Here is a 17396-nt window from a genome sequence, read left to right as displayed (position 1 = left end):
CAATATGTCCATAAAAAGGATTTTTAGAATTAGTCTTTGAAAAGTGATACTTGGAGTATTCATGTATATTGATGATTTAAAGTTCTTTATAAAAGAATACTTTCCATATATAATCACATATAAAAAACCACTTTATGTGAATAAAGTGGTTTTATAAGGTGTGAAAATTAATGCTAAAACTAAAGAACTTAGTCTTTATATCTAAGTACTTCTGTACATGTATTTGTTAAATCCTTTTCTGCAGGGTAGTTGTAATAAATTCCCCATCTAAAATGATATCTTCGTGAGGCTTCAGAGCTTGTGTTTATGTAGTGAGTTTCTCCTGACCACTTTTTTGTGTTGTTAAAATATACTTCAATTTGTTTCCCATTAGAACGTATTTTAATTTTGAAACTTTTATTGATATAAGAAACGTTGTCAGAGATATTCATATTGGTGTTGTTACCAGATGCAGCATTGGCAACAATACTACCGATATTAATTTTACCGTCTGATCTTATTTCTACTCGCATATGTGGTTTTCCACCAAAAAGTTGAGCAATGGTTATGCTTTGTGTGAATGTACCAGATATTTTCATGCGTGCTTCAAATGTATGCCAACCATCATTTCTGGTAAAAGTAATACCTTCTTCAGCTTCTACTCTTATGTATCCTGTTCTATCAGGACTCGATGCTTCTGTAACTTCATCGTCTTTAAAGAACTTGAAAATTTGAGTTGAGTTTTCTTGTTCTACATATCTCGGACTTGCATCGTCAAATTCACTAGAAGGTAATGATTTATCATGCATATAGTGAAGTGTAAGTGGCCTAGGTATACCTAAAGAATTAGTCTCGTTTCTCGTTCGCGTATCTTGCGCAGGAGTTTCTTCTTCTTCTTCTTCTTCAGGAATTTCTAATTCCAAAAGTGTATCAACTTTTTCGTCTTTTGATTCTTGACAAGAAAAGAGAATTGCAATATTGAATAATACAAGTAGTAATGTCGTTTTGTAATTGAGTTTTACTCTTTTCATGATTCGTCGTTTTGTTCAAAGGTATTCTTTTGTTTTATGGAAACTATGTTGTTGTGTACTGAGGTAAATAAGTTGAATCGCATACTATCAGTACACAGCAGAATACTTATGCATGATTAAAAATGTTAATTTATAGATTAATTTAAAAAATGGCTCGAAAGATGTATAGATTGATATGCTTTTTTATAATGTGCTTAATTGTGAGTTGTCAATCTGAAAACAAGGTGTTTAGAGATGATGAAAATCAAATTAGCTTTGTAGAATTATCACAAAAATTCAAATCACCTCCAACAGAATACCGTCCAGAGACTTGGTTTCATATAATGGGGAATAATATTTCTAAGGAGGGACTTACGTTGGATTTAGAAGCCATAAAAAATGCAGGTCTACAGGGAATTCATTTATTTAATAAGTCTGGTCGACCTTACCCAAATGTAGAGCAAATAAAAATACTATCTCCAGAGTGGGAAGATGCAATTCGCCATGCTGCAGACGAGTGCAAAAGGTTGGGATTAAAATTTACAATGCAGAATTGCCCGGGTTGGTCTATGACCGGAGGTCCATGGGTGCCAGCTGAAGAAGCACAACGTGAAGTAGTAGAAACTGTGTATAGAATCTCTGGAGGCAAAAAAACAACAAAAATTCTTGAGATAGATTCATTGTATAATTTGGCTGATTGTGATTATAAAGATATTGAGTTACTCGCTTTTCCAACTCCCGAAGGAGACGATGCTGAATTGTTGCATCCTCTGAGGATTGAAACGAATAATAATAAAGTCCCATGGAAGGAAATCTTCAATCCTAATTCAAAAATTATTGTTACGCGTAAGACAAGTCAATTAGACATGCCTTTGAAGTCATATAGAAATAATGGGATTTCAAAAGTGAATAACCAAAATACTTGGGTCAAGACGAAATTCGAGAAACCAGAAACATTACGTACGATTAAATTTCCTCAATCACGTCATATGATTTTGGATACGCAATATCCGCAGATAGATGTAGCAATAAAAGTTGAGGCACTTGTGAATAATAAACTAGTTGAAGTTGCCACTTTACAACTTCCTGATGCGAATTGGAATGATAGAAGAAAACACCTCACCTTAACTATTCCAGAAACAACTTCCGATGAGTTTGTATTTACCTTTTTAGGAAATCATCATATCGCTCCAGAGTTAATTCGTTTAAGTTCGCAACCGAGACTTCATAACCATGAAGCCAAAGCTGCAAAAGTATTACGACGTTTAGAAAAAAATGTCACATATGCTTATGCTGAAAACACCATCATAAAATCAAAAAACATTGTCAATATTTCTGATAAAATGTCTGCTGATGGAACACTTACTTGGGATGTGCCAGAGGGAAATTGGACAGTTGTGCGTTTTGGGCATATCAATATGCGTCTTACCAATAAACCTGCTGTTCCTGAGGCTACAGGTTGGGAGTCTAGCAAGCTAGATAAAATTGCAATTGAAAATCATTTAAGAAATGGGATGATTGGTAATTTGATAAAAAATGGAGGTCCTATTGGTGATGGAAAATTGCATGGATTGTTAATAGATAGTTGGGAAAGTCATGTACCTACTTGGACAATAAATTCTGAAGATATGTTTACAGAGTTTGAGACAAGAAGAGGCTACAGTATGAAGAATTACCTGCCTGCTACTATGGGATATATTGTTGAAAGTGCTGAGGTAACGACCAAATTTTTAAGAGACTTACGCCAGACGATGGATGATGTTTTTATAGATAATTTCTTTAAGCATTTTGCGACTGTGGCTAATGACATGGGAGCAGAGGTGTACACTGAAGGTGCAGGAGGAGAGGTTTTACCAATTGATCCGATGCGTTATTATGGAGTTAGTGATATTCCGATGACTGAATTTTGGTATCCGAAGGCACCATCTAATCAAAACGAATATGCCAAGCCAATTTATAATGCAGCCTCTGCTACACATTTATATAACAAGTCAAAATTAGCGGCAGAAGCGTGTACTCAAGTTGGTGTAAAATGGAATGAGCATCCTTTTTCAGTAAAAAGCTTAATTGATTATAACTTTACGAAAGGAGTGAATCATTTGGTATTTCATACGTTTTCACATACACCTCAAACAGATGTTATGCCGGGTTCAAGTTTTGGTGGGAATATTGGTTTTCCTTTAGTACGAGAACAAACTTGGTGGAAATACATGCCTTGTTGGATGGATTATTTGACACGCAATCAATTTATGTTACAGCAGGGTGAATATGTGGCCGATGTTTTATGGTATTACGGTGATCACTTTGAAAGGCCTCCTTTTGATTTAGATCCTTTCCCTAAGGGATATCGTTTTGATTATTTAAACGCCGAAATTCTTTTAGAAAGGACCTCAGTAAAAAATAATAAGATTCATATAGAAAACGGTGGAGATTACCGTGTTATTTTATTAAGAGATTCTCAAGAAATGCTCTTGTCAACTTTGAAAAAACTTGAAGAATTAGTTGCAAAAGGAGCTATAATCTTAGGAGACAAACCTACTGATTCACCTAGCTTAATGGATGATGAGCATGACCTGAAAGAATTAAGAATGATTGCTAATAAAATGTGGGGAAATGAGCAGGAAGGCTCTCGAACTTATGGTAAAGGTAAAGTATATTGGGGCAAACCTATTTCAGAAGTAATAACAAAAGAAGAACAAATCCCTGAAGATGTGATTGTACCTGAAAACCTAGACTTAACATGGATACATCGGAAAACTAAAGATGCAGATATTTTTTTCATAGCTTCGAAAATGGAATCTCCCGTGAATGTTGCTTTGAGCTTTAGAGTCTCAAATAAAGTACCACAAATATGGAATGCTTTTACAGGAGAAATCAAGGAAGCTAAAATTTGGAAAAGTGATGGTAAGAGAACGAATGTACCTATTTCACTTGATGAAAGCGGAAGTGCAATAGTGGTTTTTTCTAACGGGACGCCAAAAACACATGCAACGGATATCATCTTCAACGATGAAGTTATTTTGAGCAGTACACAAGGTTGGTTTACAACCGAAAAAATGAATACTATTCCTAAGCTACACTGGAAAAATGACAAATTTATATCTTCTTTAGCAGGCTCTTATTCCTTCATCAAGGAAAACGAAGTAAAAAACATTGAGTTAAAGTTAGAAAAACAACAACTCTCAAGTAATTGGCAGGTGTTGTTTGAATCTGGTTGGGATACGCCAAAGTCAATAAAATTACCAAAATTAATGTCCTTGTCCGAATATAAAAATGAATCAATACGACATTTTTCAGGAACAATCTGCTATCAAAACACTTTTGAATTGAAAGATAAATCAGCTGCAGTGATTGTTGATTTGGGAGAGGTAGGTAATATTGCTGAGCTTTGGTGTAATGGTAAAAAAGTAGATGTGAAATGGGCACCTCCTTTTAGATTTGATCTGTCAAACTATGTGAATATTGGAGAAAATGACCTAGAGGTTAAAGTTACGAATACTTGGAGGAATCAATTGATTTTTGATCGAACAAGGTCTAAGGACAACAAAAAAACTTGGACAACCAACCCCCCGAAACCAAATGATAAAATTTTAGATAAATCAGGCTTAATTGGCCCTGTGTTTTTAGAAATTGTTCAATAGATAAGGGGCTTTTCTTTTTATATCACTTCACTCAGTATAGTGCATAACAGCTATGAGAGGGACTTGTTTTAACTTAGTAAAAAAAACAAAAATTAGTCTACTAATGAAGGGTAAATGGTTGATAGCAGCTTTAATTGGAGCAAGCATTTTTACAGCTTGTAAAAGTAATGTTAATGATAACAGTTTAACAGCTGAAGATAATGTGGTGAATTCAAAAATATCCAAGTTGGTTGCTGAAATGACTTTGGATGAGAAAATCGCAGAATTAACACAAGATGCTCCGGCAAACGAAAGATTGCAAATTCCATTCATGAAATTTGGAGAAGGTTTACATGGACTTTGGTATGACGGTGTAACTGTATATCCTCAGGCGATTGCATGTGGCTCAACTTGGGAGCCAGCGTTGATAAAAAAAATGGCATCTCAAACCGCAAGAGAAGCAAGAGCACTAAACATAACACATTGCTATTCACCAAATTTAGATGTGATTTCAGGTGATGCGAGATATGGTAGAGTAGAAGAGTCTTATGGTGAAGATCCTTATTTGGTTTCACGAATGGGAGTTGCTTTTATTCAAGGAATGCAAGGAATGGGAAGTCAGCGTTTAGATAAAAATCACGTATTGACAACCGCGAAGCATTTTGTCGGTTACCCAGAGAATCGAAGAGGTATTAACGGTGGATTTAGTGATATGTCTGAAAGAAGACTAAGAGAAATTTATTTGCCACCGTTTGAAGCTGCAATCAAAGAAGCCAAAGTAGGATGTATTATGCCTGGTCATCAAGATTACAATGGAGTTCCTTGTCATATGAATACTTGGTTATTGAAAGATGTTTTGAGAGATGAACTAGGTTTTGATGGTTTCTTAGTTTCAGATAACAATGATGTTGGAAGGTTGCAAACTATGCATTTTATTCCTGAAACGAGAACAGAAGCTGCCATTTTAGGTTTAAAAGCGGGTGTTGATATGGATTTGGTTTTAGGAAAACACTTGCCTTTGTATACTTACCATTCAACTATTTTAAAGGATACTCTTGAGAAAAATGAAGACTTGGTAGCTTATGTGGATCAGTCGGTTCATCGAATATTAAAAGCGAAATATGATTTAGGTTTGTTTGGTTCAACGCAAAACTCGGTAAAGAAGGATACCGTAGTAAGCGCAAAAGAACATCAAGATTTTTCTTATGAAATGGCTAAGAAAGCGATAGTTTTATTAAAGAATGAAAATGATTTGTTGCCTTTAGATATATCAAAACTAACATCATTGGCAGTTATCGGTCCTAATGCTCATGAGGCACGACCTAAAAAAGGTACGTACGCATTGTTAGGAGGGTATTCAGGTCTGCCACCATATTATGTATCTGTTTTAGATGGATTAAAGAATAAAACAGCAGGTAAATTAAAAATAAATTATGCTCAAGGTTGTGCATTGAAAGACGAATCAAAAGAAGGTTTTAATGAAGCTATTGCCGCTGCAAAGAAATCTGATGCAGTGGTTTTGGTCGTCGGTGGTTCAAGAAGAACTGGGGGAGAAGGAGCTGATAGATCTGATTTAGATTTGATAGGGGTTCAAAATGATTTAGTAAAAGCTATTAAAGAAACGGGAAAACCGGTAATCGTTGTATTGATCAATGGAAGGCCATTATCAATTAATTATATAGCTGAAAATATTCCATCTGTTTTAGAAACTTGGTATTTAGGAATGCGCTCAGGTGATGCTATTGCTGATGCGATTTTTGGTGATGTGAACCCTGGAGGAAAGTTAACAGTTTCTTTCCCAAGATCTGTCGGACAATTACCTGTAACTTATTTAGAACGTCCTGATTTTATAGGGTCAGGTAAAGGTTTATACAACGATGCAATTAAAACACCTTTATATCCTTTTGGTTATGGATTGAGTTATACAGATTTCAATATAGGAAAGCCTGTTTTACAGGAAGCAGTAATCGATGTAGATGCAACGACCACAGTTTCTGTTGAAGTTACGAATACAGGAGAAGTTGAAGGTGATGAAGTAATTCAAATGTATGTCAGAGATGATTACGCTTCTGTCGGACGCTATTTGAAAATGTTAAAAGGATTCGAGCGTATTTCTCTAAAACCAGGTGAGACAAAAAAGGTGTCTTTTACACTAGGGTTTAATGAATTAAATGTTTTAAACCAAGAGCTGATTAAAGTAGTAGAACCAGGTACATTTACCATTTATATTGGAAATTCATCTCGAAATGAAGATCTACAGAAGATTCAATTACGAGTTAAGAAATAATGTAGCTACTTTCAAAGTGTGCTATAGAGTTATAATAGAGTAAATATTAGATTGAGTTAAAAGCTAGTATCCCCTGAAAATAGGATACTAGTTTTTATTTAAAAAAGGATGATATGAAAAGAAGAGAGTTTTTACAATGCACGGGAATGATAGGTGTAGGAATGCTATTTCCATTTTCAGATTTAATCATAGGATGTTCAAAGACTGAAAATCATTCGGTGGAATTTAAGAAATTAACCTCTGATTTATTGAAAGATTGGTGTGATGGAATGTTAAAACTTCAAATCAATGATCCATCAAATCTTGAATTACATGGTGCATTAGACTGTCCTTCATGTTCTCATATCCATGGGAGATGTATGGATGCCGTATATCCATTTTTATATATGGCAGATATATCAGGTGATGAAAAGTACCTAGAAGGTGCGAAATTAGTTATGACTTGGGCAGAAAATAATGTATCTCAAGAAAACGGAGCATGGACGGTTATTAAAAACCCGAAATCTTGGAAAGGAATTACAGTTTTTGGAGCTATTGCTTTAGCTGAAGCTTTACACTATCATGGTCATGTTTTGGATAAGGAGACAAAAGAAAAATGGATGTTACGTCTTGAAAGAGCAGGGCAATATTTACATGATACTTTTACCATCGATTTTACGAATATCAATTATCCTGGTACTGCAGTTTACGGTCTTGATCTTATTGGAGATGTAGTAAGTAATGAAGATTTTAAAAACAAAAGTAAAAAGCTAGCTGTTGAGGTGAAAAAGTATTTTACCGAAAACGAAGGGTTGTTATATGGAGAATGCAAAAAAAGCTCTAGCAAATTAAGTGAAAAAGGTTTACACGGGGTAGATTTAGGTTATAATGTAGAAGAAACCTTGAATAGCTTAGTGATGTATGCGCTAAAGGCTAAAGATGAAGAGTTACTTCAAATTGTAGAAAAATCCTTAAACAGTCATTTAGAGTTTATGTTACCTGATGGAGGTTGGGACAATAGTTGGGGAAACCGAATGTATAAATGGACCTATTGGGGTAGTAGAACATGTGATGGAAGTCAACCAGCTTATGCGATGATGGCAGATGCAAATCCCGTATTCGGAACAGCTGCGGTTAAAAATACTGAACTTTTAAAGCGTTGCACCTCCGATGGTTTGATTCATGGTGGTCCTGGTTTTATTGAGGCAGGGATTCTTCCATGTGTACATCATACCTTCACACATGCCAAACCATTGACCGCATTATTGGATCATTGGAATCATTTACCAAAAATAAATGATGCTGCAAATCTCCCTAGGATGGCTTCTGATGGAGTAAAGCATTTTAAAGATTTAGATGTGTATTTGTTTGCAAGAGGGGATTGGAGAGGAACCGTAAGTGCTTATGATGCTGAATATCATTACAAATACGATTTTCGTCAGGCATCTGGTGGTTCATTAGGTATTTTGTATCATAACAAAATAGGACTTCTTTGTGCTGCAAGTATGGCTCAATACCATCTAGTAGAGAAAAATAACCAACAACCACAACCGGGTGAGGATATTTGCTTGACACCGCGAATCGAGACATTTGTTGGAGATCAATGGTATACCAATTTGTATGATCTACCAGCGACTGTTACTGCTAAAGATGTTAATGGTATTATTGAATTAGAAGCCAAAACAAAGTTGAAAAACGTAAATCGAGAAGAAGTTATTGAAACAGCATCTCAATTCGATATTACTTATCGTTGTTCTGGAGATAAAACTAAAATATATATCAATACTGAAGAACATATTTTAGCAGCTACTGCTTTTGTATTGCCCATCGTATCATCTTCAAAAGAAGCAGTAACTTTTGTCAATGAGCATCAGATTACTATTCAAAAACCAGAAGGTTTGGTAACTATTAAAGCTAATGCTCCGATAAAAATAAAAGTTACTGAAGGTAAAAGAACTTTTAATATGGTACCTGGTGTAGAAGCCTTACCATTGGAAGTTTATTTTCAAAAAGGGAGTAATGGATTAGAGCTTTCTATAATGGTTAGTTAGGTGTTTGTATTTGCTAATAGATTAGAGGAAATGAAGAATAAGTCTGGTGTTTTACTTGATATTGGTTATTCTTAAAAGAATTCAGTAAACAAATGTTAAAAGAATTCTTGTTTTATGTAATTAACCTGTGTGCTCGGTAGAGTACAGAAGTGTGCTGAGTTTTAGACAATCTAATTTTGCACTTATCGATTTTAAAATAAAAGAATTATGCAAAAAATTACCCTTAAAACACTACTACCTTTAAGTTTCATGTTTGGAAGTTTCATAGCAGGAGCTCAAGTGATCGCACCTGATGAAGATGGTACATCTTATGATACTTGTTATGATGAAGGTTATAATGAAAGCCGAACTTCCGATGATTTAGTAAATCCTGTAAATGTTGGAACAATTGATGATAGAAGTTGTTATGCCAACTATAAAGAAACAACTATTGATGATACAGTTTGGGGAATCTATAATATTACGGATGGATCAAATCATTTAGATGCTCCAAATACACTACAGCCTAGAATTGAACGTTCGTTAACCAGGTCTAAAGAGGTTGGTGTGGGAAGTTATGCTAGATTTACAGGAACGGTGCGTATTCTTGAAACAGGAAAAACGAATAGTTCAGGTAGTGATGGTACTTATATTATGCAGGCAAAAGGAAAGCATACCGGAGGGGGTGGATCCGCAGATCCAGCAATTTGTTTATACCTAGCGAAACCGGTATATGGTGATGACGGTGAAGGGAATCAAGTACAAGTGTCCTTTGATTTGTATCGAGAGCAAATTAATTACCGAGGAGGATCTGGTGGAGATGGAAGAGAGGTTGTCTTTTTGAAGAATATTCAAAAGAATGTAGAAACTGAGATTGTTTTAGAAGTTGGTTTTAGAGAAGACCCTAATGATGCTTCACAAAGAGTTCATTATGCTGATGCTGTGATTGGAGGTGAATCTTTTAATTGGGATATTCCTGAACCAGAAAAAGGAATTGAATCAGGTATACGATATGGAGCCTACAGAATTAAAGGGGGAAGAGCTCAAATTAGATGGGCAAATACTACTTACCAAAGAGTGGAAGTTGAGTATGTACCGAATCCAAACGACGGATATGTGAGATTGAGAAATGTTGCAACAGGTAAATTTTTAACAGATGCCGGTGTTGGATCAGAGCCCGTTACGATGAGTGATTCTGCTGAAGGAGAAGATAAATTTTGGGCTTTTGTAGATTCTGGAGATTATTCAAATATTGAAAGTCAATCTTTTGGGATTTTACGTTCACCAGGTTCAGGCTTTTCGGGTGGTGCTTATGTTGTAGTAAGCACATCTACAAGTTCACCTTCAGTTGATACTGATAAAACTTGGACTATTCATTATAATCAAGCGAATGATTACTATAGGTTTGAGTCAAGAAATAGTGGAAGATTTATGTATCATGAAGAAGATGGCTCTGTTACACATATAATTGTATCAGATACTGATGATAGAAGTAATTGGGAAGCTATTCCAGATGGAGCCTTAAATGTTTCAGAAATACAATTGAATGAGCAAACTGTGAGTGTATACCCAAATCCGTCGAACGGAGAATTTACCATCTCTTTGAGCAAATTTGAAAATGTAAAAGTGCAAATTTATAATCTACAAGGGGGAGTTGTTTTTGAGAAATTAGATGTGAATTCTAGTATTCAAGTCAATACGAACTCGAAGCTAGCTCCTGGCATGTACATTGTAAGGGTGGTATCCAATGGAAATCAAGTGATTCACAAAAAAATAATCATTAAGTAATATATTTACTACCAAGTATAAAGGCCAAAAGAGAAATCTTTTGGCTTTTTTTGTATTGAAAAGTTTCTTCTTTTTTCGAATAGAACAAAAAAATGAATTCAACAGAATAATAGTTTTATCGGCATTCTACAGCATAGTTTATAGAATTTTATAATGGAACTTTAGGGGTATAAATAAGTTGAATTATTTTAGTTAAAGGAAAATGAAAAATAGATTAATCATTGTGTTAAATTTATTTTTCTCTTTTTGTGTTTTTTATAGTTGCATCAATTCGAGAAAAGTATCACCTACAGATTTACGTTGCGAATACCGCGTGAATCCTTTAGGAATAGATAATCTTACTCCTAGATTGAGTTGGAAGTTGACACAAGAGAATGTAGTAAGAGGACAAAAACAAACTGCGTATAAAATACTAATAGCTAAAAGTTTAGCTGAACTAAAGAATAACAATGGTGATTTTTGGGATTCTGGAAAAGTAAATTCAGATCAATCTGTCAATATTTTATACAACGGTACGAAGTTAATATCTGCACAAAAATATTTCTGGAAAGTTATGGTCTGGGATAAAGACGGGATTGCTTCAAATTGGAGCAATCCGGCTATGTTTTCAATGGGGTTGTTAAAAGAATCTGATTGGAAAGGTGATTGGATATTAAAAGAAGACCAGAAAAAAACCGACCATAACTGGTATCGAAAGAACTTTGAATTAAAGGAAGAAGCTACATCAGCGTTTTTATTTTTAGGTTCATTTGGGTATCATGAAGTCTATGTAAATGGAGAAAAAATTACAGACGATGTTATGAATCCTGTGTCGTCTTACATGAAAAAACGAATTCTTTATTTAACATATGATATTTCAGATAAACTTAAAAAAGGAGATAATGTAATTGCTGTTTGGCATGCTGCAGGTTGGGCACGATGGAGACGTATTGCGGAATATAGAAATATTCCTTTTGTTTTTAAAGCGCAAGTTGAAATTGAAGTTGATGGAAATCAAATATCTCTAAAGTCTGACACAAGTTGGAAAACTAAAAAAAGTCATAGTTCATATTATGGAGATTGGGATATCCTGCGTTTTGGTGGAGAAACTATTGACGACCGAAAAAGAGAAGATAATTGGTGTGCTTCTGATTACGATGATAGCAAATGGGCTTATGCTGGTGTCTACAATCATGAAGTTTTAAACGAAAAAATTGCGAAAGGAAATAATATTAGTTTTGCTCTAAATAGTAATAAAAACAAAAGGGTAAGAGCAAAATACGGTAAAATTACTGCTGTTTTAAGTGCACAAATAGTAGAACCTCAGGTTAAGTTTAAAGAAATAAAAGGAATTGGGGTAAAGAAAATTAATGACAGTACCTATTGCATTGATTTGGGTGAAAACTACACAGGCTTCTTTGAGATGGATTTGTATAATGGGGTGGAAGGTGATTCTATTCTATTTGAAATTAGTGATCAAGAAGGGCAAACATCTTCTTGGAATCAAAAGAGTAAATATATATATGGAAAGTCAGGTAAGGGAACATTTAAAAATAGATTTAATGTTGCTGGCGGAAGATGGGTTACGGTTTATGGATTGAATTACCAACCTAAAGTAACAGATGCAATAGGTTATGTGGTAACAAACAACCGTAAGCAAATTAGCAAGTTTCAATCGTCAAGCGAGCAACTCAATCAAATTTATCAGATAAACCTAAATACATACTTAGCGAATACTATGGATGGTATTTTGGTAGACTGTCCGCATCGTGAACGCCGGGGATGGGGAGAAGTTACTGTGGCTGCTATGTATGGTGATGCCTTACCAAACTTCGAAAGTGGTGCTTATATGAATCAATATCTTCAATATACCCGAGATGCACAACTGTTTGATGGTCAGATTAGGGGAGTTATTAATGAACAAGATCGCCCGTTTCTGATGTGGAAAGCTAACAATCCATTAACTGTTTGGGAAACGTATAGAATGTTAGGTGATAAAAAAGTGCTTGAAGATAACTACGCTTCAATGCAACAATGGATGCAATGGATGCTAGATCATTCGAATTATGATACAGGAGGAGCTATCAAAGCTGGAAAACAGGGAGCAAGAGAATTTCCTGGTTTAGGAGATTGGTGTACACCTAGAGGAAATTTTTGGACAAGTAGTAACTCACCTGAAGCGGTTCATTTTAATAATTGTTTGTATGTATTTATGTTAGATAATGCCATGAACATTGCAGACGTTTTAGGGAAAACAGAAGATGCTAAAGCTTACAAAGATCGATTAAAAGTACAACGAGAAGCAACTCATACATTATCTTACAACCCAGAAACAGGAAAGTATGTAAAAGGGTATCAAGTAGATCAAGCATTTGCTTTATTGGCAGGTGTAACCCCTGCATCAGAAAAAGAAAAAGTAGAAGCTGTTCTGGAAGATAATGTACTCTATAAATTTCCTTATTACGATACAGGAAGTTCAGGGCAAGCCCTTTATACTCGATATTTTACTGAATATGGAGAGCGTATGGATTTGATTTATGAGCTATTACAAGATAAGCATCACCCTAGTTATGGTTATTTTTTAGGGCAAGGTAAAACCGTTTGGCCAGAACGTTGGTCTGCCATTGGTAATAGTCAAATACATACCTGTTATACGGGAATCGGAGGGTATTTTGTCAAAGGTTTTGGTGGAATTCGTCCGAACCCAGAAAGTTTAGGAATGCAAAATATGATTATAAAACCAGCACCAGTTGGCGATTTAACGTATGCAAATACAGAATACCAATCTATGTATGGAAATGTAGTTGTGAACTGGAAGAAAGAAGGTAATGGTGCAACATTTCATATTGAGATTCCTATAAATACAAATGCAAAAGTGTATTTACCAGCCACAAGAAATGCGGATGTAAATGAAAGTGTTGCTATTGCTGATAAATCTGAAGGTATTACCTTTTTTGGCACAGAAAAGAATAAAGCAGTTGGGAACTATGTTATTTATGATGTTGTTTCCGGTGTTTATGATTTTAAAGTAGATGAATTGCCGGTAACTCAATTTCCGAAACCTATAGCAAATCAAAAAAATCTTTCTAAAATAGGAAGAATAAATGCTTCTTCGATGTTTATTAAAACGGAAAAGTTACCCGTTTTTGAGGCATTTAGAGTTAATGATGAAGATGAAGAAACACGATGGTTGGCTACTGAAACTAAAAATCAATATTTAGAAGTAGAATGGGTAAAACCACAAACATTTAATCAAATTATTGTTGATGAATTTGAGAGTAATATTTCGTCTTATAAATTACAATATTTGAAAAACGGAGCATGGGTTGATCTTGTGAATGGAACCAATTGTGGCTCAAATAAAATTCATCAATTTGATGCTGTTACATCCATAAAATGTAGATTGTTTATTCTGGATTCGAAGCAACCTTCATCGATTAAAGAATTAAAAATATTTAATCATGAACATTAGAATTAAGAAAAACAGTCTCGTATTTTTAGTTTGTGCTTTATTTCTTCTTATAGGTTGTAATAATTCTGAAGACTATAAAGAAATACGGTCTGGGTTCGTAAATCCAAGGGAGGATAATAACCTGTGGTGTTATTGGTATTGGATCAATGATGATATTTCTAAAGACGGTATCACTAAAGATTTAGAAGCAATGAAAAAAGCGGGAATTGGTGGTGCTTTGATCGGTAATATAAACCCAGCACGTAAAGATGGAAAAGTTCCTATGCTTAGTGAAGAGTGGTGGTCTCATATGGTGCATGCTGTTGTAGAGGGAAATAGAATAGGTGTGGATATAGGTGTTTTCAATTGTCCTGGTTGGAGTCAAAGTGGTGGTCCTTGGGTAGATTATACGAAGTCCATGCGTTATTTGACTTATAGTGAAACAAAGGTTTCTGGTGGTAAAACATTAAACTTACCGTTGAAGAAACCAAAAGAAAAGTTTCAAGATACACATACCTTCGCTTTCACATCTTCAGATGTTGAAAACCGAAGTACACAATTTATTCCTACAAAAATTGCATCGAACTGGAGCGATGTTGATGTAAGCGTTTTGTCGGATGGCATTAAGGATGCAAATACCAGCTTTGAATTAAAAAAAGGAGAGGTTTTAGAAATTAGTTTTGACCTTGCAGAGCCCATTACGGCCCGTTCTATAACTATTATACCAAGTAGGGCTTTTAAGTGTAATATGTCTTTAATGGCTGTGGTTGATGGTAAAGAGAAATTAGTAAAAGAATTTCATTTTGACCGTTTTCGCATTACGCCAAATGTTGCATCTATTGAAACAGGTGATTTCGCAACGGTTCTACCAGAAACTAAAGCCAGTAAATTTATTTTAAAATGTACCAATTTTAGAGATAAGAGAGGTGGATATGGCTTTGGCGAAATAAATATTTCTGAAGCACCAATTATAGATAAATACATTGAAAAGCAATTAGGTAAAATGCATTCTACACCTAAACCTGATTGGGATACTTACCTTTTTGGAAGACAAGAAACATTAAAAGATAGGAATTTTACAGTTGACCCAGATGAGGTTATAGATTTGAGTGACAAATTAGATGAGAATGGTGTTCTTAATTGGGATGCTCCAGAAGGGAATTGGACGATTATGCGAATGGGTATGACACCAACGGGTACTCAAAATGCGCCAGCTGCGCCTCAAGGTGTAGGTTATGAAATCGATAAAATGAATAATGGTTTGGCACAATATCATTTTGATAACTTTGTAGGTGAATTTTTAAAACGTATTCCAGAAGCAAGTAAACCTGCTCTAAAATATGTCGTGGCAGATAGCTACGAACAAGGCTCTCAAAACTGGACTGATGGTTATGAGGTGAAATTCCAGGAGAAATATGGTTATGACCCTATTCCATATTTACCAGTGCTTTCAGGAAGAATTGTTGGAAGTGTTGAGGAGTCTGAACGTTTTTTATGGGATTTACGTCGCTCTATTGCCGATGATGTAGCCTATGAATATGTTGGAGCTTTAAAAAAAGCAAGTAATAAACATAATTTGAAAACGTGGTTAGAAAATTATGGACACTGGGGATTTCCTGGTGAGTTTATGATGTATGGTGGGCAATCGGATTTGATTTCTGGAGAATTTTGGAACGAAGGTACATTAGGTAATATTGAATGTAAAGCGTCATCATCAACATCGCATACATATGGAAAAACGATCACTTCTGCAGAAGCGTTTACATCTTCTCGAAAAACCTATCTTAGGCACCCAGCGATGTTAAAAAAGCGTGGTGATTGGTCTTTAACAGAAGGTATCAATCATTTTGTATTGCACTTATATATTCAACAACCAGACGATAATCGCAAACCAGGAATGAATGCTTGGTTCGGTACAGAATTCAATCGTCATAACACATGGTTCAAGCAAGCCGATACCTATTTTGATTATTTAAGACGTTGTCAGCATTTATTACAGCAAGGAAAATATGTAGCAGATGTGTGTTATTTTATTGGAGAAGATGCGCCAATTATGACGGGTGGTCGAGTGCCAGAAATTCCAAAAGGATATTCTTATGATTATATCAATGCAGAAGTAATTCTCAACAGATTGTCTATAAAAGATGGTCGTTTTGTATTGCCAGATGGCATGTCTTATAAAGTAATGGTGTTGCCGCCATACACTACAATGCGACCAGAGTTGCTAAACAAGATAGAAGAGTTGGTGCAGCAAGGTGGAGTGATTCTAGGGTCAAAACCTGAGAAATCTCCGAGTTTGCAAAATTATCCGGAAAGTGACGAAATCGTTAAAACTATTGCTGACAGAATGTGGGATGGTTCTTACATATCAGGTAAAATTGATAAGACATATGGTAAAGGTGTAGTGTTTGATGGTTATGAATTATCTGAAGTTTTTGCAAAGCTAAAATTAGCTGAAGATTTGATTGTTTCAGATGAGGCTCCTGTGTTGTGGACACATAGAACCACGCCAGAAATGGATATTTATTTTATCACAAATCAAAGTGATGAAACCATAGAATTGTCTCCAGTTTTTAGAGTACATAAAGATTTGAAACCTCAACTTTGGGATGCGGTTAGTGGAGAAATCAGAGCATTACCAGATTTCGAAATCACGGAAACAGGAATAAAAGTACCTTTAAAAATGGAGGCTTCTCAGAGTTGGTTTATTGTATTTGCTAAAGACAAAATGTTATTAGAAAAACCAACAAGTACAGAGAATTTTCCTTCTTTTGAAACAGTACATGAATTGAAAAATCCGTTTATAGTTGATTTTTCAAATAAAGAAATGGGTCCTGAAGAACCAATCGTTTTTAATGTTTTAGAAGATTGGTCTAAATCAGAAAATGAGCAAATAAAATATTATTCTGGTGCAGCATCCTATACGACAACATTTAATATAGATGAACTTCATGAAAACAAAGCGTTTTATTTAAATCTGGGTCAACTTTCTGTAATGGCTAAGGTAAAATTAAATGGCAAAGATATTGGTGGCGTTTGGATCGCACCTTATCGTTTAAACATTTCAAAAGCATTAAGAAGTGGTGAAAATCAATTGGAAATAGAAGTAATTAATTTATGGCGAAACCAATTGATAAAAGACAAGCAAAGACCAAAAGAAGAGAAATATACTTGGTTGGTTACTGATGATATCAAACCGAAATCCAAATTACAACCTTCAGGGTTGATGGGACCAGTGATAATAGAAACCATTAAATAATAAGAACAAATATA

General features: G+C 34.9%; 7 protein-coding genes. 6 read left to right on the top strand and 1 reads right to left on the bottom strand.

Annotated elements, in window-relative coordinates:
• Positions 1-188 precede the first annotated feature (188 nt).
• Positions 189-1010 (bottom strand): polysaccharide lyase family 7 protein, encoded by an 822-nt coding sequence (locus tag AC2DGP_RS06215; protein WP_484492148.1) that lies wholly within the window; start codon positions 1008-1010, stop codon positions 189-191.
• A 149-nt stretch (positions 1011-1159) separates the two neighbouring features.
• On the opposite strand from AC2DGP_RS06215, the gene AC2DGP_RS06210 reads away from it, so the two are divergent.
• The 6 genes from AC2DGP_RS06210 to AC2DGP_RS06185 all read left to right on the top strand — a co-directional run bounded on the left by AC2DGP_RS06210 (position 1160) and on the right by AC2DGP_RS06185 (position 17382).
• Positions 1160-4630 carry a glycosyl hydrolase gene (locus tag AC2DGP_RS06210; RefSeq protein ID WP_484492147.1) on the top strand — a complete coding sequence of 1157 codons (3471 nt, stop codon included), beginning with the start codon at positions 1160-1162 and terminating at the stop codon, positions 4628-4630.
• Positions 4631-4733: 103 nt separating this feature from the next.
• A complete protein-coding gene (locus AC2DGP_RS06205) occupies positions 4734-6896 on the top strand; it encodes a glycoside hydrolase family 3 N-terminal domain-containing protein (RefSeq protein ID WP_484492146.1) in 2163 nt (720 codons plus the stop codon).
• Positions 6897-7009: 113 nt separating this feature from the next.
• Entirely contained in the window at positions 7010-8926 is a 1917-nt protein-coding gene (locus AC2DGP_RS06200; protein ID WP_484492145.1) for an ulvan lysase-like protein, read from the top strand.
• Between the two features lie 207 nt (positions 8927-9133).
• Positions 9134-10693 carry a T9SS type A sorting domain-containing protein gene (locus AC2DGP_RS06195; protein WP_484492144.1) on the top strand — a complete coding sequence of 520 codons (1560 nt, stop codon included), beginning with the start codon at positions 9134-9136 and terminating at the stop codon, positions 10691-10693.
• A 202-nt stretch (positions 10694-10895) separates the two neighbouring features.
• A complete protein-coding gene (locus tag AC2DGP_RS06190; protein ID WP_484492143.1) occupies positions 10896-14144 on the top strand; it encodes a family 78 glycoside hydrolase catalytic domain in 3249 nt (1082 codons plus the stop codon).
• Positions 14134-17382 carry a glycosyl hydrolase gene (locus tag AC2DGP_RS06185; RefSeq protein ID WP_484492142.1) on the top strand — a complete coding sequence of 1083 codons (3249 nt, stop codon included), beginning with the start codon at positions 14134-14136 and terminating at the stop codon, positions 17380-17382. Before AC2DGP_RS06190 ends, AC2DGP_RS06185 begins: the two co-directional genes overlap by 11 nt.
• Positions 17383-17396: the final 14 nt, after the last annotated feature.

The sequence above is a fragment of the Flavicella sp. IMCC45537 genome (genome assembly GCF_057197705.1).
This window is presented reverse-complemented; position numbering and strand designations above follow the sequence as displayed.